This is a genomic window from Paraperlucidibaca sp. (assembly GCF_982810325.1).
Window position 1 is genome coordinate 11,515 of record NZ_CEYEMI010000018.1, and the last position, 21,839, is coordinate 33,353.

Genomic DNA, 21,839 nt, shown 5'->3' on the forward strand with positions numbered 1-21,839 from the left:
GCATCCAGCGCGCGCGCCAACGAGCCATCGTGGCGGTCGAGTTTGAGCATGTCTAAATGGCAATGACTATCAACGAACATGATGGCCTCCTTGACGAGTTGCACGCGCCCAATGCAACCAGAGATTATCGAGAATAGTCGCGGCAGCAACGTTGGTGTCATCGAGCAGGCGGCGCGCTTCCACGGCCTGCCACAGTGTTTCTAGCAAGCATTGCGCGTTGATTTCAGCGAGCTTTTGCAACGATGGCAGATCGCTATGGCGTACCGGTGACTCTGGCGCTAAGCCTTGCTGCACGGCATCATCGAGCAGACTTTGCCAGGCGGTGATTTGCTCAATCGGATTCATTTTAGTGAATTGCTGAGCCGCAGTTAATGGCTGCTCAGTGCCACTGCCCACCGCCAGCAAGGCATCGAGAATAGGCTGGCGCTGCACAAACCACGGTGACTCGCTCAAGGCCAATGCCGCTAACGGCGCACCGCGTGCTAAGCCCAATAATGTCTCGGCCATCGCCGGCACGCTCAGCTGCGGGCGCAGCCACGCTAGCGCATCCTCTTCGTCAGGCAAGCTCAACGGCAGCAACTGGCAGCGGCTACGGATAGTCGCCAATAAAGCCGTGGGCTGATCAGTCAGCAGCAAAAATACGCAGCGCTGGCCGGGCTCTTCCAAGGTTTTCAACATGGCATTGGCCGATGAGGTGTTCAGCGCATCGGCGGGATCAATGATGATGACGCGATAACCCTGCATTTGCGCCGTTTGCGAAGCAAAGCTGACAACGGCGCGGGCCTGATCAATCTTGATGACTTTGCTGACTTTATCGCCATCGGTTTCGGGGCTGAGCACGTAGTAGTCTGGGTGCGTGCCGGCAGCTAAGAGCTGGCAGCCTCGGCATTGGCCACAAGCGGCATCAAGCGCTGGCGTTTGGCACAACATGCGCGCGGCAAAGGCATCGGCCAAGCGGCGCTTGCCAGTGCCCGCAGGAGCTGCAAAAAGCATGGCATGCGGCAGGCGCTCGGCATTCAATAACCGATTGAGCGAGGCCCAAATGCCCTGCTGCCAAGGGTATACATCAGTCAACATGGTGAATCTCACAATGGGCAATATGGGCCGATAAGACACTGGCGACATCGCGCTGCACAGCGGCCAATGCTTGGCCTGCATCAATGCGCTTCATGCGTTCAGGCTCAGCCTCAGCGCGTGCTAAATAGCTGACGCGCACGCGCTCAAAAAAACTCAGCTGCTCTTGCTCGAAGCGATCAAGTGCGGCGCGCTCAACGGCACGACTCATGCCGGTGGCGACATCAACATCAAGCAGCAAGGTGAGTGCCGGACCTTGCGCCTTTAGCACGAGTTCAGCGAGGCTATCGATTAACCCCACATCGAGGCCACGGCCACCACCTTGATAAGCGTAAGTAGCATCTAAAAAGCGATCGCAGAGCACCCAAGCACCGCGCTGTAATGCTGGCAAAATAATTTGCTGCCAATGCTGTGCGCGACCGGCAAAGAGCAATAGTAGCTCGGCGTCGGGCGCAACTTTTTCATCGCGGGGCGCCAGCAATAATTCGCGAATAGTTTCCGCCAATGGCGTACCGCCGGGCTCACGTGTGACCACCAGCTCACGGCCTGTCGTGCGCAGCAGCTCAGCCATAGCAGCGAGATTGGTACTTTTGCCAACGCCCTCACCGCCCTCTAGAGTGATGAAACGTGGCCACGAATGATGCTTACTCATCGGCGCTGATACTTATTCACCGCGTTGTTATGCTCTTTTAGCGTCGCGGAAAAAATATGACGGCCCTTGCCATCGGCAACAAAGAAGATCGCATCGCTCTCGGCAGGATGCATCGCGGCATGAATCGATGCGCGACTCGGCAAAGCAATCGGGCTCGGTGGCAAACCATCAATGCGATAGGTGTTGTAGTCGGTGGCTGCACGCAGGTCTTTGCGCGAGATATTGCCGCGAAAAGCCTCACCCATGCCGTAGATCACGGTGGGGTCGGTTTGCAGGCGCATACCAATTTTCATGCGGCGCACAAAAACACCGGCTACTCGCGCGCGCTCATCATTGCGTGAGGTTTCTTTTTCAATAATCGACGCCATGATTAACGCTTCATAAGGCGTTTTATAGGGCAAGTCAGGCGCGCGCGCAGCCCACTCTGCCGCCAAAATACGTTTTTGACGCAGGTATAGTCGGCGCAAAATATCGATATCACGAGAGTCGTCATCCATCACATAGGTATCAGGTGCAAACAAACCTTCGGGATGTGACTCCTCTGCGCCTATGGCCGCCAATACCTGCTCGTCTGTCATTTCGGCAACGCCATGGCGCACGTCATCGCGTGCGGCAATAGTCGCCAGCAAGTCGCTGTAACGCGTGCCCTCGATCACCAGCATCGCCGGCGTGCCATCGGGAGCCTGCGATAGCCGTGACACCAGCTGCTCAAGCGTCATTGGTGGGCGAAAGTTAAATACGCCCGGCAGCAAAACTTCTTCGCCGGGTCGTAAAAACAGATAGGCTCGCAAGGACCATTGGCTGTGAATAATGCCTTGATCGCTGAGCTGAGTGGCGACTTGCTGCCAGTGACTGCCTCGCGCCACGCGCAGCTTCACACCTTCGGTGGGCAAGGTGACCGATTGCAGAAAAATGCGATAGGCAATAATAGCGAGCACGACCAAAACAGCCATTAACAACCAGCGGCGTTTACGAATCGGCTTTTTTGGGGCAGCGAGTGTACTCATGCGTTAGCAAACCACGGGGCAATGATGTCTTGGCATTGTCGGGTGATTGCATCGATTCGCCAAGCCTTATCGTGGCTAGTGGCGCTTTCATTGCTCGAACCAACGGGTATGAGCTGCTCTTGTCCTGATAACCAACGCCGCACCGGCCACAACCCATTGACGCTATTAACGAAGAAAATGGCGTCGGCGCTGAGTAAGTCTGCTCGCGTAAAATCCCCAACAACAGCGGCTATACCATGCTCTGAGCAAGCATCAAGCAAGGCATCACGAAGCACCCCACGCACGCCACATCGGCCCAACGCTGGCGTGTGTAATTCACCATCGCGGACAAAAAATAGGTTGCTAAACACGCCTTCGATAACGCGCCCAGACTGGTCATATACCACGGCTTCTTGGCATTCAGGCGTAGCGCTGAGCTCTTGCCGTAGCAACACTTGCTCGAGTCGATTGCTGTGTTTAATGCCCGCCAACGCTGGCTGCTCGGCCAATCGTAGACTAGCCTCAGACATGCAAATGCCCTGTTCCGCCCAATCGCGTGGCGGCATCGGCTCATCGAACCAATGCAATATCAATACCGGCCGGCAGATGCTAGGGCGAGCATAGCCACGGCCGCCGGAGCCGGCGCTGACTTGAATTCGCAAGATGCCATGGTGGCGATTAGCTAAAAATGACGTTACATGAGCTCGCCAAATGGACTCATCTGGCAGGCCTAAACGCTCGCAGCCTACGCTAAGGCGCGCCCAATGCTGCTCCATGAGCACTGGCCTGCCTGCCAAGACTCGTACGGTCTCAAACAGGCCATCGCCATAGCGCAGGCTGCGATCATCGCTGGCGATGGCATCGAGCTGCTCAGCGCCGCGCCAGACGCTCACCGTTAGCTGCGTCACAGACGCCGAAACACCAACGAGGCATTGGTGCCACCAAAGCCAAAAGAGTTCGATACCACAACATCGACACGCTGTTCACGCGCGGTATTAGGCACATAGTCGAGACGGCATTGTGGGTCGACATTATCGAGGTTGATGGTTGGCGGCACGATCTGGTCACGTATCGCCAAGACACTGAAAATCGCCTCTACGCCACCGGCTGCACCGAGCAAATGCCCAGTCATCGATTTCGTCGAGCTTACTGCCAGTTTTGTAGCGTGGTCGCCAAACACTTGTTCAATGGCAAGCGACTCAGCGACATCGCCGGCTGAAGTTGAAGTGCCATGCGCATTGATATAGTCCACTTGCTCAGGATTCAGCCCAGCATCTTTTAACGCATTACGCATGGCCGCTGCTGCACCGGCACCATTTTCAACGGGGGAAGTCATGTGAAAGGCATCTTCGCTCATGCCAAAACCCACAAGCTCAGCGTAAATTCTGGCGCCACGAGCTTGTGCATGCTCTAGCAGCTCGAGCATCACCACGCCAGCGCCGTCGCCCATGACAAAGCCATCACGGTCGCGGTCAAATGGCCGACTGGCAGCTGCAGGGTCATCGTTGCGAGTCGATAGCGCGCGCGGTGCAGCAAAGCCCGCCAAACCCAATAAACTAACGGCCTTCTCAGCACCACCAGCAAGCACGGCATCGGCATCGCCATAGGCAATCATGCGTGCCGCCATGCCAATGCTGTGAGTACCAGTCGTGCAGGCTGTCGCGATCGCAAGATTTGGCCCTTTAAGACCAAAGCGAATAGCCAACATGCCCGCTGCCATATTGACGATGGAGCCAGGCACAAAAAATGGCGACACTTTGCGTGGGCCACCCTCAAGTAAATTCGTATGGGTAGATGTAATAGTGTTTAAACCACCAATACCCGAGCCCAACAAGACACCAACACGGTCGCAATTAGCCTCTGTAATCTCAAGACCAGAGTCTTTCATGGCCTGACAGCCTGCTGCGAGGCCATACTGAATAAAGCCATCGATGCGCCGCGCTTCTTTCGCAGGCATATAATCATCGACAATAAAATCAGGCACTTGACTGGCAAACTGAGTAGTCAAAGCGCTGCAATCAAAATCCGTGACCGTGCGTATACCGCTTTGACCGGCTTTAATGCCCTGCCAGGTCGACTCTACACTGGCGCCAAGGCCGGTAAGCATGCCCAAACCTGTGACCACTACGCGACGCTTTGCCATGTATTTCTCCACTCTCTGACACGAAAAAGCCGCAGGAGCGCAAACGCTACTGCGGCTTTTTACACAAACTACTTACTGCTTGCTGTGCGCAGTAACATAGTCAATGGCCGTTTGCACGGTGCTGATTTTCTCAGCATCTTCATCGGGGATTTCTGTTTCAAATTCTTCTTCCAACGCCATCACCAATTCAACGGTGTCCAGCGAGTCAGCGCCCAAATCATCGACAAATGAAGCTTCGTTAGTTACTTCTTCCAACTTAACACCCAGTTGTTCGGCAACGATTTTTTTGACGCGTTCTTCGATTGTGCTCACGTTTATCTCCTGTGATGTCGGTTAGGCCGACAAGTCGCGACTAAGTCTAGTGAAGCGACTTGTGGCTGGCAAGAACAGCCTGCCGTCAAACCGTAAGTAGTTGTTTCAGTCAACTTATGTAGGAATTTCATAGCCTTATGTTAAGCCATGTACATGCCGCCGTTGACGTGCAGCGTGGTTCCAGTGATATAAGACGCCGCATCTGAGGCCAAAAACGCGACCGCGGAGGCGATATCTTCCGGTTGCCCTAAACGACCTGCCGGCACTTGCTTGAGTAACAACTCGCGTTGCGCCTCCGGCAAAGCCTGAGTCATATCTGTTTCAATAAAGCCTGGTGCAATGGAATTGACCGTGATGTTGCGCGAAGCAATCTCAGCAGCCAAGGCACGGCTAAAGCCTTCAAGCCCAGCTTTTGCAGCGGCATAATTGGCCTGTCCAGGGTTACCCATGGAACCAACCACCGAGCTGATATTAATAATGCGACCCCAACGCGCCTTGGTCATACCTTTAAGGCATGCCTTGGTAACGCGAAAAATCGCCGATAAATTGGTATTGATAACGTCATCCCACTCATCGGCCTTCATGCGCAGCATGAGGTTATCGCGGGTGATACCAGCGTTATTGACCACGATCTGTGGTGCACCAAACTCGGCGTTAATCGCGGCAATGGTCTGATCAATAGATTCAGCATCAGCAACATTGAGCACGACGCCTTTGCCTTTTACGCCAGCCTCAGCAAATGCAGCGCTAATGCGTTCAGCACCTTCGGCTGTGGTCGCAGTGCCAACGACAGTATGACCTTGTTGACCAAGGGCTAAAGCAATTGCTCGACCTATGCCACGTGTAGCGCCAGTGACTAGCGCTACTTTTTCTGACTCACTCATATTTAATCCTCTGGCTCAAAAACAACTTTCAAGCCGATCGTCTTAGCTTAGCAAAGTGATTCTAACGCAGCAGTCATACCTTCGGTTGAATCTAGTGACCAATGAGTCATATTTTTATCAATACGCTTATTCAAGCCCGTGAGGACTTTACCCGGGCCACTTTCAAGCATTTGCGTTACGCCTAAGGCACTCAGATGCTCAACGCACTCAACCCAACGCACGGGACTATAGAGCTGCTCGACCAATGCCGCCTGTAGCGTCGCTGTATCGCTGGCCACTTTTGCCGAAACATTTTGCACCACAGGGATGACCGATTTGTTAAATGTCAGTGCATAGAAGCACTTAGCTAGCTCGTCTGCCGCAGGGCGCATCAAGGCACAATGCGACGGAGCACTCACCGATAGCGGCAAGGCACGCTTAGCGCCAGCTGCTTTGCACTCAATAATGGCACGATCAACCGCTGCGGCACTGCCGGCAATAACCACTTGGCCGGGCGCATTAAAGTTAACCGCGGCAACGACGTCGCCATCGGCAGCGGCTTTGCAGGCGGCAATGACTTGCTCATTATCGAGGCCCAAAATCGCAGCCATCGCACCTTCACCTGCAGGTACGGCATCTTGCATCAAGCGGCCACGCTCGGCGACTAGGCGCACACCATCGGCCAGTGAGATCACCTCGGCGGCAACCAGTGCGGTGTATTCGCCCAAAGAATGACCGGCTAAATAGTCTGGTGCAGGGCCGCCCGCTTGTTTCCACGCACGCCAAACGGCAATACCTGCGGCGAGCAATAAGGGCTGAGTGTTTTCAGTGGCGTTCATTTCGGCCTCAGGGCCGTTTTGCGCCAATGCCCACAGGTCTTTACCCAAGGCGGCTGAAGCTTCAGCAAAGGTCGCTTCAATAATGGGATAACTAGCGGCTAAATCAGCAAGCATGCCAATGCTTTGCGAGCCTTGACCTGGGAATACCCATGCAGTCGTCGTCATAGTTGGTCCTTTTTATATGAATAGATGAGTTATTACTATTCGCTAGCGGCGCTGCTCTCGGCTTCGCTAAAGCGTCGCGAGATGAGGCCGGGAATATCTTTGCGCACTTCTAACATAGCGACTTCAAGCGCATGCGCAAAGGAGGAGATATCGGCGCTACCATGGCTTTTGATGACAATGCCATTGAGGCCAACGAGGCTGGCACCATTGTAGCGACCGGGGTCCATTTGTGACTTCAAGCCACGCCAAATGGGATAAGCCAAAGCGCCTAAGATTTTGGTCAGCCAATTACGGTTAATCTGCACTTTAATCATGGCGGCGATCATTTTCGCCACACCCTCAGAACTTTTCAGCGCGATATTGCCAACGAAACCATCGCAGACAACCACTTCTGCCTCACCACGGAAAACACCATCGCCTTCGATATAGCCGATGTAATTTAGACCGGAGTTACGCAGCAGCTCATGCGTCTGCTTGATGAGGTCGTTGCCCTTGATTTCTTCTTCGCCAATATTAAGCAGTGCCACGCGCGGACTGGCATGGCCATCGAGCGCGCCCGCCACAAGCGAGCCCATACGAGCAAACTGCAGCAAATGAGCAGGTTCAGAATCAATATTGGCGCCGAGATCAAGCATATGAACATGACCACGCTGCGTTGGCAGGGCCGTCATGATGGCTGGGCGGTCTATTGCAGGGTGGGTTTTTAGCACAAAACGACTAACGGCCATGAGCGCGCCGGTATTGCCCGCAGAGATACAAGCCTGAGCGTGGCCATCGCGAACGGCTTCAGCAGCCAAGCGCATGGAAGAGCGCTTTTTCTGACGCAGCGCCACCGAGACTTTATCGTCCATGGTGACAAATTCGCTGGTGTGCACAATGCTCATGCGCTTGCGCAGAGCATCTGGAGTTTTTTCCAGAAATGGCAAAATAGCCGCTTCATCACCCACCAACAAAAAACTCACGTCGGGGGCAATGGCGGCTATTTTTAACGCCGCTGGCACAGTAACGGAGGCACCGAAGTCGCCTCCCATTACATCAACCGCCAGCGTAATCGACATAGATTACTGCGTCTTATGCTTCGTCTTTTACGCCAAAGAGCTGATGACCGCGATAGAAGCCATCTTTGGTGACGTGATGACGACGGTGTAATTCACCAGTGGTCTGATCGACGCTCAGGGTTGGGCCATTCAAGGCATCATGCGAACGACGCATGTCACGACGTGAACGGCTTTTACGGTTCTGTTGAACGGCCATGGTTTACTCCGGCATTTTACTCACGACTGTTGCTTAACTGCAGCAGTCTCACTTTGGTGTCACTTCGCGTCTTAGTGCTTTTTCAAGCTCGCTAAGACATGAAATGGGTTCTCTCTCAACGTTTCGGGCTCGGCTACGGTGTCGTCAACTAACGGCACTGCTGGCTCACAGTCCTCATGGTTTGCCACTAATGGCAAAGCCAAGATCAGTTCATCTTCCAGCAGCTCTGGGAAATCTAGTTCACCATTGTCTGCTAGAACAAAATCTTCAGCTTCCGATAAACGCTCAACTTCCTCGTCATCGTTCAACATAAACACATTTACTTGTGCCGATATCGGCACATTAACGGCCTGTAAGCAGCGCTGGCATTCTAACGAAAGCGTGGTCTCTAAGCGACCCGCTAACACCGGAAAATGCCGCGCATCGCGAGCAAACGCGACATGCACTGTCACTTCACCATCTGTACTTAAGGCGCCATCAAGCAAGCGCGTAAAACGCGCTAATGGCATGGCGACATCGAGCACTGCTGCGCGATCGGCCCATTTGCCTGGTTCGATGATGTGTGGAATTGTGCTGTCTGACATAGGGGCGGGATAATACGGATTCACCCCGCCCCTGTCAAAGGACTATTGCTGCATTTGTGGCTTATTTAAGCGTAACGCGACTTGCTTCCAAACCTAGGGTTTGACGCAGGCTCGTAGCGAACTCTTGGCCAACCACAGCACCCAAACGGCGCAGCACTGAATCAACGGGATTAGGCATCAAGGTGTAGTCCACCAACGTCTCAGCTTTCACCACATCACGCGCCACCGAGTGCAAGGAACCGATGTCATCCGCCAGACCTAGCGTGATGGCTTGATCGCCGCTCCAGAAGTAACCCGAGAAGGTATCGTCGTTGACCTTTAAGCGCTCACCACGGCCTGCTTTCACAGCAGCAATAAATTGCCTATGCACGGCATCCAACACGCCCTGCACATGCGCCTGCTCAATCTCATTCACGGGCTTGCTAGGGCTAAGCAGATTTTTGTGTGCACCTGCAGCCAAAGTACGATCCTCAACACCAAGCTTCTGCAGTAGCTCAGGCACGCCAAAGCCAGGCATGATGACGCCGATCGATCCCACCAAGCTGGATGGATTGACGTAGATCTTATCGGCCGCCACCGCGATGTAGTAAGCACCCGACGCACCCATATCGCTAATCACTGCATAAAGCGGCTTATCAGGATGGATTAAGCGCTGGCGACGAATCTCACGATAGACCTCATCGGCCTGCACAGGGCTGCCGCCAGGGCTATTGATGCGCAAGACCACGGCCTTGGCCTCAGTCGCGCTGAAGGCGCTATCGAGCGCTTCGATCAGGCTATCGGCATTGGCCGGCATATCTGCCGCAATCGCGCCATCAATAGTGATGACGGCGGTATGTGCGCCAAAGCTTTCGGCACCCATGGAGCCAATAGTGCGATAGGCAAATAGCGCCACCACAACAATAAATAAGCCGCGACGAATCCACTGCCAGCGCTTAGCGCGCCGTCTATCGTTCAAATCTTCTAAAAGAAAGCGCTCAACCAATGCCCAGTCGCGCGGACCGCGACCATTGCCCCATTCCGCCATGACACACCCTCACTGATTAATCGTTTGCTGCAAATAAGTCGCCAACTCGGGCAGCGAGTGGCAGAGCGTCAAAGGCTGGTGAGCCAATAGCCGCTCGGCGCTGTGCACGCCATAGGTGACGCCAACCGAGGCCATGCCAATCGACTCCGCCATGGCCAAGTCATAGGTTGTATCGCCGACCATGATGGCGCGCTGCACCGGCACACTCAGCTCGCTCAACAGCTCGTTGAGCATGCGCGGATCAGGCTTAGACAGCGTCTCATCAGCACAACGTGTGGCTTTAAAATAATGTGCCCAGCCAGTATCGGCCATTACGCGATCCAAGCCCTTGCGACTTTTACCTGTGGCCACAGCAAGCGTTAGCTCCTGAGCTCGCAGGCCTTGCAGCATTGCTTCAGCGCCAGCAAACGGCTTAGTTTGCTTATTACTGCTGGCGACAAAATGCGTGGCATATTGCTGACGTAATGCTTCGCGTGCCGCCTCGCTTACTGTCGGAAACAACACGCGCATGGCCTCGGGCAAGCCCAAGCCAATAATATCTTTCGCCGCTGCCTCGCTAGGTACATCGACACCAAGATCGCGCGCAGAAGCTTGAATGCTGCTGACAATCTGCGCCACTGAGTCCATCACCGTGCCATCCCAGTCGAAAATCACTAGGTCAAACTTAGGCACGGCGCAACACCGCCAAACCTTTCTCGAAGTCGTCATCGGGCTCAGCCGATAGCACCAAACGCTTGCCAGATGGCAGCGTCAGCTTCAGGTCGCGAGCATGCAAAAACAGTCGCGACAAGCCTTTGGCTTTAAAGCGCTCATTATCTGCATCGCGGCCATATTTGGTATCACCAACGAGTGCATGACCTAAATGCTGAGCATGAACACGAATCTGGTGAGTACGGCCGGTGAGCAAATGCGCCTCGACCAGTGTTGCGTCTTTATAACGCTCCAGCACCGTAAATACGGTAATCGCCGCCTTGCCTTCACGCGATACGCGCACGATCGCTTCGCCACCTGGGCGCTCGACCTTTAATAGCGGCGCTTCAACGCGGTGCGTTGTGCCTTGCAGACGACCGCTAAGCAGTGCCACATAGCGCTTGTCCATTTGACCATCGCGCAGCTGAGCATGAAGTGCGCGCAATAAAGGTCGATGACCAGTAACCATGATCAAGCCTGAAGTATCGCGATCGAGCCTATGCACCAGCTCAAGGCTGCCGGCCTGCTCAGGGCGCATGGTGCGCAGCGCTTCAATTAGGCCCACAGAAATACCGCTGCCGCCATGTACGGCTAGGCCCGCTGGCTTATTGATCACCATCAGATGGTCTTCATCAAAAACCAAACGCTGCTCCAGCAGCTTTTGCAAACCAGTCGATGGCCGGTGCGCTGGCGCCTCTTCGCTCATGCGAATCGGTGGCACGCGAATGATATCGCCTGCCTCAACACGGTAATCAGGCTTAATACGGCCTTTATTAACGCGCACCTCACCTTTACGCACGATGCGATAAATAAGTGTGCGTGGCGTGCCTTTCAGCGCCGTCATCAAAAAGTTGTCGAGGCGTTGGCCGGCATAAGCGGCATCCACTGTGATGTAACTAACGGCGGGTGTATCGGAGCTATCGGGTGCGTGCATGAACAAGCCTGTGGATAATTTGGTGCGCTTATCTAGCAGCACACGGGGATGACTGCTATATTAGCGAGTCGCTTAGCAATTTAAGACCCTCATTTTGCCAGTTTATGCCCAAAAGCATCGGGTTTAGCAAAATGGTGGCGGAAGTATAAAGCAAAGCGACGCTGTCCGGCGGGAATCGCACACGAGCTTGGTCTACTGAGAGGTATTAACCCCAGTGTTGACCACCGACCCATGCACCTCCTCCGGCTAGCCGTAACACCAAAGTACCGGTAAGCGTTGACGATACGCGCTTACCAACAACACAGCCTAGTGCCGTCATATAGATGTAGCACAGGCAGGAATTGTTTTCGGCCCATGTCCACGGACATGGAACCGCGTCTCCCAGCTCCGTGCAGACACCCTGTACCTGACCCGGATGACCAACAACAGAATCAATGACTTGAGCTAGCCCGATCGGCCGGTAAAAGTTAACCTTAATGACCCATGTACTCATGGTGTTGTTCTGTTGCCGTGCACCTGCCTGCGTTTTCTCAGACGGCCTATAACCCTTAGGGTAGCCGCACATGAAACGCATGTTAATTAACGCCACACACGACGAAGAAATTCGGGTGGCAATGGTAGATGGCCAACGCCTCTATGATTTCGACCTCGAACACCGTGGCCGCGTACAGAAAAAAGCCAGCATTTATAAAGGCCGCGTAACTCGCGTTGAGCCTAGCTTAGAAGCAGCATTTGTCGACTTCGGCGGCGATCGCCACGGCTTTTTGCCATTAAAAGAAGTTGCTCGTGAATACTTCAACAAGTCGCCAAAGGAAGCCGGCGGCCGCATCAGCATCAAAGAAGCGTTGCAGGAAGGCCAAGAAGTCATCGTTCAAGTAGAAAAAGAAGAACGAGGCAATAAAGGCGCAGCACTTTCCACGTTTATCTCGCTAGCTGGCCGCTACTTAGTGGTCATGCCTAATAACCCTCGCGCCGGCGGCATCTCGCGTCGTATCGAAGGTGAAGAGCGTCAAGAACTGAAAGACGCGCTGAACTCCATCACCATCCCTAATGATATGGGCGTAATCGTCCGTACTGCTGGCCTTGGCCGCAGCGCTGAAGAGCTGCAATGGGACTTGGATTATCTGCTCACGCTATGGAACTCCATCAACCAAGCGAGCACGGAAAAGCCTTCACCATTCCTGATTTATCAAGAATCTAACGTCATTATTCGTGCTGTGCGTGACTATCTGCGCCAAGACATCAACGACGTATTGATCGATAACGAAGCGGCTTATAACGAAGCCATGAGCTTTGTGCAGCAAGTCATGCCGCATTATCAGAACAAAATTAAACTCTATAAAGATTCGGTGCCGCTGTTTAATCGCTACCAAATCGAGAGCCAAATTGAGACTGCCTTCCAACGCGAAGTAAAATTGCCATCGGGTGGCTCGATTGTTATCGACCCAACTGAAGCTTTGGTGTCTATCGACATCAACTCGGCGCGCGCCACTAAAGGCAGTGACATCGAAGAAACCGCTCTTAACACCAACTTAGAAGCTGCCGACGAAGTCGCGCGTCAGCTGCGCCTGCGTGATAGCGGCGGCTTGGTAGTTATCGATTTCATCGACATGACGCCGCCAAAGCATCAGCGCATGGTTGAAGAGCGCCTGCGTGAAGCATTAACGATGGATCGCGCCCGTATTCAAATGGGTCGTATCTCGAAGTTTGGCCTGCTCGAACTTTCGCGCCAACGCCTACGTCCATCGCTAGAAGAGTCCACAGGCTTAGTCTGCCCACGCTGTAATGGCACAGGCATGGTTCGTGATGTGCGTTCACTAGCGTTGTCGATCATGCGTTTGATCGAAGAAGAAGTGCTGAAAGAACGTACCGCGCAAATCAACGCTTCCGTTCCAGTATCGGTCGCCACCTTCCTGCTCAATGAAAAACGTCAAACCTTGGCTGAGCTGGAACTACGCAGCAAAGTTCGCATCTTGATTTTGCCTAATCCGCACATGGACACACCGCACTACGAAGTTTCTCGTCTGCGCGATGACCAAGTCGAAGAAAACGATGACGACGGCCCAAGCTTCAAACTCGTTGAGCGTATTGAAGCGCCAGCGCTTGAGGTTGTACTGGAAGCTGTTGATGGCGAGGCGCCGAAACGTCAGGTCGCTGCCGTGCGTAATGTCACGCCAGTGACACAAGCACCTACTCAGCAAGCGCCTCGCGAAGCGCGCGCTACCGCTGCACCGGCTGCCAAGGCAAATACCATTGCGCCAGTAGCAAACAATGTTAGCTTTTTGATCTGGCTAAAAACCTTTTTCAGCACGCTATTTGGCATCAAGCCCGAGCCTGAGCCCGTAGTTCCTGAAAATCGTTCTAATCAAAACCGCAACAACAATGGCGGTCAACGCGGTGGGCGTGGCCAAGGCCGTGGTCGTCAGCCTGAGCGTCGCCAAAATAACGAACTGCAAGCCGCTGGTGGTCGTCCACAAACCGATAGCTCCACTAATGACAACGGCAGCAATGGCAATGGTAATAGCAACGGCGGCCGCCCTGCTCGTGGCGAACGCCGTGATGCAGCGGAAGGTACCGAGCAAACTCCGCGCCCACCTCGTCCGCCGCGCCCACCACGTGCACCACGCCCGCCTCGCGACCCAAATCGTGAAGCAGCGAAAGAAGCTAATCGTGAAGTTGCCGTTGAAGCAGTTCAAGCCGATACCGCAGCTACAGCAAGTGTCGATGGCAACATCGCTTCAGCCGCTGCTAATGCCGAGGGCGGAGAGCGCCGCCGTCGCAATCGCCATCCTTCGCGCCGCCAACGCGGACCACGCGAGCGCGATCCGCAAGTACTAGTTGATGCCGGCCTGCCCGTACCTGAAGAATTAGCAGCCAAAACTGCTGCTGGCGTTACTGCGGCAACAGTTGCAGCAACTTCAAATGAGGCTGCGCAAAATAGTGCTGTCACAGATGAGGCGCCGGTTATTGCAGCAAATAGTGCTGAACCAACTACAGCAGCTGTCGCTGAACCAACGAAAGCTGAGTCAGCCGCTGTTAAGCAGCCTGTTGCCGAGGTCGCTGATATTGAAGCAGCTGCTACAGTAACTGAGTCTGCTGACGCTACTGCAGCGACTGAATCTGCCGTTGCTGAAGTCGCCACAAGTACTACGGCGGAAGTCGTCGTAACTGCCGACACTGCGCCTGCCGAGTCGGCTACTCCTGAAGCAACTGTTGTTGCAACAGAAGCCCCAAAAGCTGCGCCAGAAGCAGAAGCAGAGATAGCGACAAAAGCTGCCGCAACTGAAGCTAGCCCTGAACCTGCTGCGTTCGTCGCAGCTGAAGCAACGGCTGAGCCAAGCCCAGAACCAGCACCGAAAGCAGTCGTTGAAGCGGCCGCTGAAGCACCAGCAGAAACTACTGAAGTGCAAAGTGAGGCTACTGAAGCTGCTGCTCCTGAAGCCGCCGTTGTAGAAACTCCTAGCGAAAGCAAAGGCGAGAAAGCTGAGCGTCGTGCCAGCAATGATCCTCGCGTGCGCCGCCGCTTACAGCGCGAGCAAGAAGCACGCCTGAAAGCCGAAGCAAAAGCCACTGAGACACCCTCAGAAGGCTAACGCCAGAGCGGTAATCTCAGATCATAAAAATGCCCCGTAATCGGGGCATTTTTATGGCTGTGAATTTGTCTTTAGCATTACCACGTTGACGATAACGTCGGCCGCTTAGCCGCCCATCAACACCGGTTCCTGCTCTAGATGAATGCCATAGCGCGCCTGCACGCTGGCGACAATGTCAGCGGCCAAGGCCAATAGCTCAGCACCATTGCCACCGCCATGATGCACCAGCACCAAGGCTTGGCGTTCATGCACGGCCACCGAATCACGGCGATAACCTTTCCAGCCCGCCTGCTCGATCAGCCAGCCAGCAGCAACCTTTTGCCATCCCGGCGTGCTTAGCTGCGCAGGATATGCGACCAAGCCCGGAAACTGCGCCTGTAGCTGCTCAATCTGAGCACTGGGCATCAACGGGTTTTTGAAAAAGCTGCCGGCATTACCGAGCACGGCGGGGTCAGGCAGCTTCGCCTGGCGAATTCGAATAATTGCTTGCGCAACATCAATAGCGCTCGGCTCTTGTACTCCAGCCGTTGCTAACGCCGTTTGAATATCGCCATAGCCCAACACCAGCGGGCGCTTGGCAGACAAAGCAAATCGCACCGATAAAATCACGTAGCGCCCAGGCTGTTGCGACTTAAAAATACTGTCTCGATAAGCAAAGCCACAGTCTGCAGCCGACAGCTCTACTACCTGCCCTTGCTCACGATCATAAGCACGTAATGAGTGCATGACATCGGCAACCTCAACTCCATAAGCGCCGATATTTTGCACCGGCGCCGCACCGACTGAGCCTGGAATCAAGGAAAGGTTTTCTAAACCTGCCCAACCTTGGGCCAAGGTGTATTGCGTGAATTCATGCCATGACTCACCGGCAGCCGCCTCAATAATGACGCAATCTTCGGCCACTATCTTAGCGCCAGCTTGGCTATCGCTGATGAGGCGAATGCCGCGCAAACTTAGGCGGATGGTCAAGCCCGATACATCGCCTGCGAAAACAATATTGCTGCCGCCACCCAATAGCTGCACGGGCCATGCTTCGGCCTTGGCCCGCGCTAGCAGTGGAGCAAGATCGGCTTCATTGGTGAGTTCGACAAAATGAGCGGCGCGAGCTCTTAGACCTAGCGTATTAAACGCCTGCAAATCAACATTCTCGCGAATAGCAGTGCTCATTAGCAGCCGCAACCAAGCACGCCACGCGCCTTTAGCACGCTGCGCAAAAGGCCATCGCAGGCGGCCTCCACTAGGTCAATAACTTCGTCGAAGCCTTTAGGACCGCCAGTGTATGGGTCAGGCACATTACTCAGTAGATCCGGTGCAAAGTCCATGAGTTTAGCCAAAACAGCACGCGGTTCATGGCCTAAATGATGTGCAGCTTCGCGCTCTAGCGTTTGCAAGTCGACGAAGTTTTTATCATCCATGGCGAGGATATGATCAAACTCATCGAAGTCATGCCAGCTGACCTGACGCGCACGCAGCGGCGATAAATCATAGCCACGCTCAGCGCCATGACGTTGGCTGCGTGGGTCAGGAGACTTCCCCGTGTGCCAATCTGCTGTGCCTGCCGAATCTGCTTGTAGGAGAGCATCCCAGCCAGCTTGTGAGGCGCGCTGACGAAATACGGCCTCTGCGGTTGGTGAGCGACATATATTGCCGAGACAAACAAAGAGCACGCGCGTAGCAGATTCTGTATAGCTGGCTGTCGGCGCGGCTAAATCACTTGCCTCTCGTTCTGCCAGCTTCATGCCATTGCCCCAACAGCACCTGAGCCCGCCAAAATAGCGCGCACTCGGTCAAGATCAGCTTGAGTATCCACACCTGGTGGCAATGAGGCATGGGCGACATCAACATGGATACGCACACCTTGATATAGGGCGCGCAACTGCTCTAATGACTCCACCTGCTCAATCAGCGCCGGCGGCCACGACACATAGTCATGCAAAAAGCCGACGCGATAGGCGTAAATACCAAGGTGGCGCAAATATAACGATAAGGCTTCGGGTGGCAGCTGCTCGCGGTTTAGCGCAAAGGCATCACGCGCCCATGGCATTGGAGCACGGCTGAAATACAGGGCAAAGTTATTTACATCACGCACGAGCTTAACGATATTGGGGTTAAATAATTGCTCAATATCGTGCAAGGGCTCAGCCAATGTTGCCATGCCCGCCTCAGAGGCCTTGGCCAGATTATCCGCCACTTGGTTAATCACACTGGGCGGAATTAAGGGCTCATCGCCCTGAACATTGACCACGATGTCATCGGGCTGCCAACCGAGCTGCTCGGCGACTTCTTGCAGACGATCAGTGCCGGAAGGATGATCAGCACGTGTCATCACTACTGGTGCATCGTAGGCGCGCAGCGCATCGGCAATACGCTGATCGTCGGTGGCAACCACCACATCGGTCGCGGCGCTGAGTAAGGCTCGCTCATAGACATGCACCACCATGGGCTTGCCTGCGATGTCGAGTAGGGGTTTTCCAGGCAGTCGGCTAGAGCCAAAACGGGCGGGAATAACAACACGAAAACTCATCAGCTTTGTCCTCTCAGTCGAAGCTCAAATGATCAATTGCCAGCGCTTAGCGCGCGCCATGCTCAGGCAAAGATTCCTCTAAGGTCAGCGCTCGCGCCTCACCTTCAAGCATCACAGGGATGCCATCACGCACTGGAAACGCCAGTGCATCGGCACGACAAATCAGCTCATCTTGCTGATGAATTAATGGGCCTTTGCAGAGTGGGCAAGCCAATAGTGCGAGCAGTTTTTTATCTAGCATGAGCAATATCCAATCTATTTTTAATTCACATGATGTTGGGCTGAGCAGCCTTTTTTTCTGCCAAACGCGCCAATAACTCCTGCCAAAATACATCTGGCAGCATAGCTCGAACCGGCACATACCAGCTATTTGGCGGTGCAAATTGCGCACACTTCACTGCATCTTTTTCGGTCATGACCAGTGGCAGTAGCGGCTCAAAACGCAGATCTTCGGCACGGTAAGCGTAATGATCAGGGAACGAGTGTGGCTCAGGGCCATAGCCAAGGCTTGCGAGCAATTCAAAAAATCGTGGCGGATGACCAATACCCGCAATCGCATGCACAGGGCCTTTCAGTGGTGGTGTTTGATTGGCCTGCTCAAGGCAAACTGGCAGCCAAGGCTGTGGCTCAAGCACCATGGTGTAGGCATTTTCCGGCACCGGCGTGGTTAAGTGCCATGAACCATTGAGCACGACAAAATCGACTTCATTTAACCGCGCTACAGGCTCACGTAAAGGTCCGGCCGGCAATGCCCAGCCCGAACCTAAGCCACGTTTACCATCGATCACGGCAATTTCAATATCGCGCTCAAGGGCGTAATGCTGCAGGCCATCATCAGAAATAATCACATCACATTCGGGGTGATGCGCCAGTAAAAATGCGGCGCCGCGACTACGCACAGGATCAACAACTACCGGTACACCACTGGCACGCGCCAGCAGCAAAGGCTCGTCGCCAACTTTAGCTGGTGTCGCTTGTGTGCTCACCTCGCAAGGGTACTCACAGCTGCCACCATAGCCACGACTAATGATGCCTGGGCGCCAGCCTGCGACCTGTAACTGCTGCACAATAGCTTGTGTTAATGGTGTTTTACCGGTGCCACCAACGCTGATATTACCCACCACGATGATAGGCACGGGGGCGCGCCACGTTGGCTTTTTGCCTGAGGCATAGGCGCGTTTTCGTCGCGCGGCAAGCCAGCTAAATAGCCACGACAGTGGCAATAGCAAGCGCAGCAAGAAATGCCCCTGATGCCAACGTTCAGGCCATGCGGCCATCGTCATCCTCACTAAAATGGCGGCTATGCAATTGCGCGTAAACGCCAGCTTTGGCTAGTAGCTCGGCATGATTGCCTTGCTCAATAATGCGGCCTTGATCCATCACAACAATGACATCGGCGTTTTCAATAGTCGATAAACGATGGGCGATCACCAGCGTCGTGCGGCCTTCCATGACGCGCTCAAGAGCGGCCTGAATATAGAACTCAGACTCGTTATCGAGCGCGCTCGTGGCTTCGTCCAAAATCAAGATAGGCGCATCTTTAATCAACGCACGAGCAATAGCTAAACGCTGGCGCTGACCACCGGAAAGCTGCATGCCATCTTGGCCAATGCGAGTGTCGTAGCCCTGCGGTAGCTCACGAATAAAGTCATCGGCAAAGGCCGTTTTCGCTGCTGCCACAATGGTTTCGCGCGGCAAGTGACGGTAGGCACCATAGGCGATGTTATTCGCCACTGTGTCATCGAACAAAATGACCTTTTGGCTAACCGTGGCAATCTGTTTGCGCAACTCACCCACGGGATAGTCGTCAATCGGGAAGCCATCAATAAGCAGCTCGCCAGCTTCGGCATCGTGAAAACGCGGCAGCAAATTTACTAGCGTTGTCTTGCCCGAACCCGAGCGACCAACAATAGCGACCGTCTGACCTGGCGCGACTTTCAAAGAAAAGTCATGCAGCACAGGATTACCTGGCTCATAAGCAAAGCGCAAATTGCGGAACTCTACTTCGCCCTTTAAGCGCGTAATGGCGCGAGTACCGCCAGTAGGCTCAGGTGTCTCATCAATGACATCGAAAATTGACTGCGCTGCAGAGATACCGCGTTGCAGCTTTTCATTCACTTCAGTCAGTGATTTGATCGGCTTAGCCATCAGGCCTGCTGCCGTAATATAGGCGACAAACTCACCTGGTGAAGTCTGCCCAGTGATGCCTGGCTGCAAGGCCACCCAAATCACGCCGGCCAGAGCCACGGCCATCAGCAGCTGTATTACTGGTGTATTGATGGCGCTGGTGACGACAATTTTCATGCCCTGCTTGAGGTTCTCACGCGAAGCTTTGTCGAAGCGATTACGCTCGAAGTCTTCGCCGCCATACGTCTTCACCACGAGGAAGCCGTTAATGGCCTCTTGCGCGATATGGTTAAGATTACCCATGGCATTTTGCATGCGCACCGCGAGCTTGCGGAAACGCTTACTTGCCACGCGAACTAGCATGGCAGCAAATGGCCCAACCACCAGCAGCGATAACGACAACTTCCAGTTGGTGTAAAACAAATAGCCGAATAAGCCGATGACAACCGCGCCCTCGCGCACAATCGTTTTTAGCGCATCCGTGGCTGCGGCTGTGACTTGCTCAACGTTGTACATGAGCTTGGCAGAAATATGCCCCGCTGAGTTTTCGTTATAATAGCGTGCCGGCAACGTCATCAGGCGATCAAACAACTCAATCCGCAATGCATAGACAATATTGCGAGAAATCAGAGACATATAATAGGTGCCAATAAAGCTACCAATACCACGCACAAGAAATAGCGTGATAATCAGCACCGGAAACATATTTTTCGAGGCCTGATCTTGGTCTTGAATCGCGGTAATGATGTACTTCAATAATTGCGCCGCAGCCCATTCGGTTTGCGCATTCAAAATGAAGCCGAAGACAGCAAACAAAAAGATTTTCCAATGTTTTCGGGTATAGCCTAAAAGCCGCTTATACGACTCCCAGCTAGTAGTTTCGACTGGCGCTGAGCTCATGAATAAACTTCCAAAAAATTAAGGGGCGCTAGTGGCAGCTTTTTGTGTGCCAATACCAATTTGACGAAACCCAAGCTGGCCGGCGATATCCATGATCGTTACCACTGACTGATGCGGCGCTTGGCCATCGGCAGAAATAATCAATGGTTGATCGCGCTTCTCACCTGCTTTTGCCTCGATGGCAGTGCGCAACGCTTCAGGGCTATTAGCGGCCAACACCTCACCATTGACGGCGTAATGGCCGCGACCATCTACCGAGACTTCTAAAGGATTTTTCTTCGCAGCCGGCACCGTGGCATCGGCCTGGGGCAAGGTAATCTGTAATTTGCCGGTCTTTGCAAACGTGGTCGACAGCAAGAAAAAGATAATCAAAAACAGCAGGCAATCAATCAATGGCGTGAGATTGAGTTCCAAATGATCATCCATGGGACGCTTTAATTTCACGCCTCAGCTCCATCTCTGCTCGGTGTTGCAACGCTGCCTGTGGCGGGCGCTGTGAAGCTAGCGGCGCTAGGCAGCACATCCACCTCACGATCGCCGTGCAGCATATCGACCAGCTTCACCGCCTGCTGCTCCATGCTCACTATTAGAGTCTGAATATGGCGCAGATAATAACGGTGCATAATCATTGCTGGGATGGCGACAAAGATGCCGCCAGCCGTTGTCACCAAGGCTTTAGAAATGCCACCCGCTAATGCTGTCGGATCGCTAATGCCACCGGCAGTGACCACTAAAAATGCATCGATAATGCCGATAACGGTGCCGAGCAAGCCCAACAAGGGTGAAATCATCGCTATGGTGCCGAGCAACGTTAGGTAGCGCTCCATTTCGTGCACGACCGGTGTAGCGGCATCTTCGATACTTTCTTTGGTGAGATCACGGCCATGGCGCGCATTGATCAAGCCCGCTGCCAACAAAGAGCCTAAGGGTGAGCCAGCTTGCAGTAAACGCAGCTGATCAGCATTCATTTCACCTGCTTGCAGCTGTCGCCAAACTTGGCTTAACAGCTGTGGCGGCGCCACCCGACTTCGGCGTAATGACCACGCACGCTCTAGGATGATTGCCAAGGCCAGCACCGACGCCACTAACAACGGCAGCATCAAATACCCGCCAGATTTCATCATCTCAAACACAGGCTCATCTCCTCATCGCGAATAGCCGCTACTCTAAGG

23 protein-coding genes are annotated in these 21,839 nt (G+C 54.0%); 1 reads left to right on the forward strand and 22 read right to left on the reverse strand.

What is annotated here, in order from left to right; genetic code table 11:
- Nucleotides 1–69: 69 nt before the first annotated feature.
- The 14 genes from AC3DKE_RS07600 to AC3DKE_RS07665 all read right to left on the reverse strand — a co-directional run bounded on the left by AC3DKE_RS07600 (nucleotide 70) and on the right by AC3DKE_RS07665 (nucleotide 11,523).
- Nucleotides 70–1,077, reverse strand: coding sequence for a DNA polymerase III subunit delta' (locus tag AC3DKE_RS07600; RefSeq protein ID WP_487990338.1), 1,008 nt, complete (start codon nucleotides 1,075–1,077; stop codon nucleotides 70–72).
- Entirely contained in the window at nucleotides 1,067–1,726 is a 660-nt protein-coding gene (gene tmk, locus AC3DKE_RS07605; RefSeq protein ID WP_487990339.1) for a dTMP kinase, read from the reverse strand. The genes AC3DKE_RS07600 and tmk overlap by 11 nt, the downstream gene beginning before the upstream one ends.
- Nucleotides 1,723–2,733: an endolytic transglycosylase MltG gene (gene mltG, locus AC3DKE_RS07610; RefSeq protein WP_487990340.1), complete on the reverse strand. Its 1,011-nt coding sequence runs from the start codon at nucleotides 2,731–2,733 to the stop codon at nucleotides 1,723–1,725. Before mltG ends, tmk begins: the two co-directional genes overlap by 4 nt.
- A complete protein-coding gene (gene pabC, locus AC3DKE_RS07615; protein WP_340675039.1) occupies nucleotides 2,730–3,620 on the reverse strand; it encodes an aminodeoxychorismate lyase in 891 nt (296 codons plus the stop codon). Before pabC ends, mltG begins: the two co-directional genes overlap by 4 nt.
- Nucleotides 3,617–4,855 (reverse strand): beta-ketoacyl-ACP synthase II, encoded by a 1,239-nt coding sequence (gene fabF / locus AC3DKE_RS07620; RefSeq protein WP_411730015.1) that lies wholly within the window; start codon nucleotides 4,853–4,855, stop codon nucleotides 3,617–3,619. The genes pabC and fabF overlap by 4 nt, the downstream gene beginning before the upstream one ends.
- 72 nt (nucleotides 4,856–4,927) lie before the next feature.
- Nucleotides 4,928–5,167, reverse strand: coding sequence for an acyl carrier protein (gene acpP / locus AC3DKE_RS07625; protein WP_340675041.1), 240 nt, complete (start codon nucleotides 5,165–5,167; stop codon nucleotides 4,928–4,930).
- 140 nt (nucleotides 5,168–5,307) lie between these two features.
- Complete coding sequence (fabG, locus tag AC3DKE_RS07630) at nucleotides 5,308–6,051, reverse strand: 3-oxoacyl-ACP reductase FabG (RefSeq protein WP_340675042.1); 744 nt, start codon at nucleotides 6,049–6,051, stop codon at nucleotides 5,308–5,310.
- Nucleotides 6,052–6,098: 47 nt separating this feature from the next.
- Nucleotides 6,099–7,034, reverse strand: a complete 936-nt coding sequence (gene fabD / locus AC3DKE_RS07635; RefSeq protein WP_340675043.1) for an ACP S-malonyltransferase — start codon at nucleotides 7,032–7,034, stop codon at nucleotides 6,099–6,101.
- A 35-nt stretch (nucleotides 7,035–7,069) separates the two neighbouring features.
- Nucleotides 7,070–8,092, reverse strand: coding sequence for a phosphate acyltransferase PlsX (gene plsX, locus AC3DKE_RS07640; RefSeq protein WP_340675044.1), 1,023 nt, complete (start codon nucleotides 8,090–8,092; stop codon nucleotides 7,070–7,072).
- Nucleotides 8,093–8,105: 13 nt separating this feature from the next.
- Nucleotides 8,106–8,288, reverse strand: a complete 183-nt coding sequence (gene rpmF, locus AC3DKE_RS07645) for a 50S ribosomal protein L32 (protein WP_340675045.1) — start codon at nucleotides 8,286–8,288, stop codon at nucleotides 8,106–8,108.
- Nucleotides 8,289–8,359: 71 nt separating this feature from the next.
- Nucleotides 8,360–8,872, reverse strand: a complete 513-nt coding sequence (locus AC3DKE_RS07650; protein WP_340675046.1) for a YceD family protein — start codon at nucleotides 8,870–8,872, stop codon at nucleotides 8,360–8,362.
- A 61-nt stretch (nucleotides 8,873–8,933) separates the two neighbouring features.
- The gene (gene sppA, locus AC3DKE_RS07655) at nucleotides 8,934–9,899 is read right to left on the reverse strand and encodes a signal peptide peptidase SppA (RefSeq protein WP_340675047.1); all 966 of its coding nucleotides are present in this window, start codon (nucleotides 9,897–9,899) and stop codon (nucleotides 8,934–8,936) included.
- A gap of 9 nt (nucleotides 9,900–9,908) precedes the next feature.
- The gene (locus AC3DKE_RS07660) at nucleotides 9,909–10,571 is read right to left on the reverse strand and encodes an HAD family hydrolase (RefSeq protein ID WP_340675048.1); all 663 of its coding nucleotides are present in this window, start codon (nucleotides 10,569–10,571) and stop codon (nucleotides 9,909–9,911) included.
- Nucleotides 10,564–11,523: an RluA family pseudouridine synthase gene (locus tag AC3DKE_RS07665; protein ID WP_340675049.1), complete on the reverse strand. Its 960-nt coding sequence runs from the start codon at nucleotides 11,521–11,523 to the stop codon at nucleotides 10,564–10,566. The genes AC3DKE_RS07660 and AC3DKE_RS07665 overlap by 8 nt, the downstream gene beginning before the upstream one ends.
- A gap of 563 nt (nucleotides 11,524–12,086) precedes the next feature.
- On the opposite strand from AC3DKE_RS07665, the gene AC3DKE_RS07670 reads away from it, so the two are divergent.
- A complete protein-coding gene (locus tag AC3DKE_RS07670; RefSeq protein WP_487990342.1) occupies nucleotides 12,087–15,116 on the forward strand; it encodes an Rne/Rng family ribonuclease in 3,030 nt (1,009 codons plus the stop codon).
- A gap of 105 nt (nucleotides 15,117–15,221) precedes the next feature.
- Here the strand turns inward: AC3DKE_RS07670 and murB are convergent, their stop codons facing one another.
- Genes murB through AC3DKE_RS07710 form a run of 8 tightly spaced genes read right to left on the reverse strand, consistent with a single transcriptional unit; the run spans nucleotide 15,222 to nucleotide 21,791 of the window.
- On the reverse strand, nucleotides 15,222–16,283 hold the full coding sequence (gene murB / locus AC3DKE_RS07675) for a UDP-N-acetylmuramate dehydrogenase (RefSeq protein ID WP_487990344.1): 1,062 nt from the start codon (nucleotides 16,281–16,283) through the stop codon (nucleotides 15,222–15,224).
- Nucleotides 16,283–16,855 carry a low molecular weight protein-tyrosine-phosphatase gene (locus AC3DKE_RS07680; RefSeq protein WP_411730011.1) on the reverse strand — a complete coding sequence of 191 codons (573 nt, stop codon included), beginning with the start codon at nucleotides 16,853–16,855 and terminating at the stop codon, nucleotides 16,283–16,285. Before AC3DKE_RS07680 ends, murB begins: the two co-directional genes overlap by 1 nt.
- A complete protein-coding gene (gene kdsB / locus AC3DKE_RS07685) occupies nucleotides 16,852–17,640 on the reverse strand; it encodes a 3-deoxy-manno-octulosonate cytidylyltransferase (RefSeq protein ID WP_487990345.1) in 789 nt (262 codons plus the stop codon). The genes AC3DKE_RS07680 and kdsB overlap by 4 nt, the downstream gene beginning before the upstream one ends.
- A gap of 46 nt (nucleotides 17,641–17,686) precedes the next feature.
- A complete protein-coding gene (locus AC3DKE_RS07690) occupies nucleotides 17,687–17,881 on the reverse strand; it encodes a Trm112 family protein (RefSeq protein WP_340675055.1) in 195 nt (64 codons plus the stop codon).
- Nucleotides 17,882–17,906: 25 nt separating this feature from the next.
- Nucleotides 17,907–18,917 carry a tetraacyldisaccharide 4'-kinase gene (gene lpxK, locus AC3DKE_RS07695; RefSeq protein ID WP_484216840.1) on the reverse strand — a complete coding sequence of 337 codons (1,011 nt, stop codon included), beginning with the start codon at nucleotides 18,915–18,917 and terminating at the stop codon, nucleotides 17,907–17,909.
- A complete protein-coding gene (gene msbA, locus AC3DKE_RS07700; protein WP_411730009.1) occupies nucleotides 18,901–20,667 on the reverse strand; it encodes a lipid A export permease/ATP-binding protein MsbA in 1,767 nt (588 codons plus the stop codon). The genes lpxK and msbA overlap by 17 nt, the downstream gene beginning before the upstream one ends.
- An 18-nt stretch (nucleotides 20,668–20,685) precedes the next feature.
- Complete coding sequence (locus AC3DKE_RS07705) at nucleotides 20,686–21,111, reverse strand: ExbD/TolR family protein (protein WP_340675058.1); 426 nt, start codon at nucleotides 21,109–21,111, stop codon at nucleotides 20,686–20,688.
- Nucleotides 21,108–21,791: a MotA/TolQ/ExbB proton channel family protein gene (locus AC3DKE_RS07710; RefSeq protein ID WP_340675097.1), complete on the reverse strand. Its 684-nt coding sequence runs from the start codon at nucleotides 21,789–21,791 to the stop codon at nucleotides 21,108–21,110. Before AC3DKE_RS07710 ends, AC3DKE_RS07705 begins: the two co-directional genes overlap by 4 nt.
- Nucleotides 21,792–21,839: the final 48 nt, after the last annotated feature.

Coding starts and splice junctions, on each gene's coding strand:
- AC3DKE_RS07670 (WP_487990342.1), top strand. CDS start 12,087: ATGAAACGCATGTTAATTAACGCCACACACGACGAAGAAATTCGGGTG.
- tmk (WP_487990339.1), bottom strand. CDS start 1,726: ATGAGTAAGCATCATTCGTGGCCACGTTTCATCACTCTAGAGGGCGGT.
- sppA (WP_340675047.1), bottom strand. CDS start 9,899: ATGGCGGAATGGGGCAATGGTCGCGGTCCGCGCGACTGGGCATTGGTT.
- mltG (WP_487990340.1), bottom strand. CDS start 2,733: ATGAGTACACTCGCTGCCCCAAAAAAGCCGATTCGTAAACGCCGCTGG.
- AC3DKE_RS07650 (WP_340675046.1), bottom strand. CDS start 8,872: ATGTCAGACAGCACAATTCCACACATCATCGAACCAGGCAAATGGGCC.
- fabD (WP_340675043.1), bottom strand. CDS start 7,034: ATGACGACGACTGCATGGGTATTCCCAGGTCAAGGCTCGCAAAGCATT.
- msbA (WP_411730009.1), bottom strand. CDS start 20,667: ATGAGCTCAGCGCCAGTCGAAACTACTAGCTGGGAGTCGTATAAGCGG.
- lpxK (WP_484216840.1), bottom strand. CDS start 18,917: ATGGCCGCATGGCCTGAACGTTGGCATCAGGGGCATTTCTTGCTGCGC.
- fabG (WP_340675042.1), bottom strand. CDS start 6,051: ATGAGTGAGTCAGAAAAAGTAGCGCTAGTCACTGGCGCTACACGTGGC.
- fabF (WP_411730015.1), bottom strand. CDS start 4,855: ATGGCAAAGCGTCGCGTAGTGGTCACAGGTTTGGGCATGCTTACCGGC.
- AC3DKE_RS07665 (WP_340675049.1), bottom strand. CDS start 11,523: ATGCACGCACCCGATAGCTCCGATACACCCGCCGTTAGTTACATCACA.
- AC3DKE_RS07600 (WP_487990338.1), bottom strand. CDS start 1,077: ATGTTGACTGATGTATACCCTTGGCAGCAGGGCATTTGGGCCTCGCTC.
- AC3DKE_RS07680 (WP_411730011.1), bottom strand. CDS start 16,855: ATGAAGCTGGCAGAACGAGAGGCAAGTGATTTAGCCGCGCCGACAGCC.
- AC3DKE_RS07690 (WP_340675055.1), bottom strand. CDS start 17,881: ATGCTAGATAAAAAACTGCTCGCACTATTGGCTTGCCCACTCTGCAAA.
- murB (WP_487990344.1), bottom strand. CDS start 16,283: ATGAGCACTGCTATTCGCGAGAATGTTGATTTGCAGGCGTTTAATACG.
- rpmF (WP_340675045.1), bottom strand. CDS start 8,288: ATGGCCGTTCAACAGAACCGTAAAAGCCGTTCACGTCGTGACATGCGT.
- AC3DKE_RS07710 (WP_340675097.1), bottom strand. CDS start 21,791: ATGATGAAATCTGGCGGGTATTTGATGCTGCCGTTGTTAGTGGCGTCG.
- kdsB (WP_487990345.1), bottom strand. CDS start 17,640: ATGAGTTTTCGTGTTGTTATTCCCGCCCGTTTTGGCTCTAGCCGACTG.
- plsX (WP_340675044.1), bottom strand. CDS start 8,092: ATGTCGATTACGCTGGCGGTTGATGTAATGGGAGGCGACTTCGGTGCC.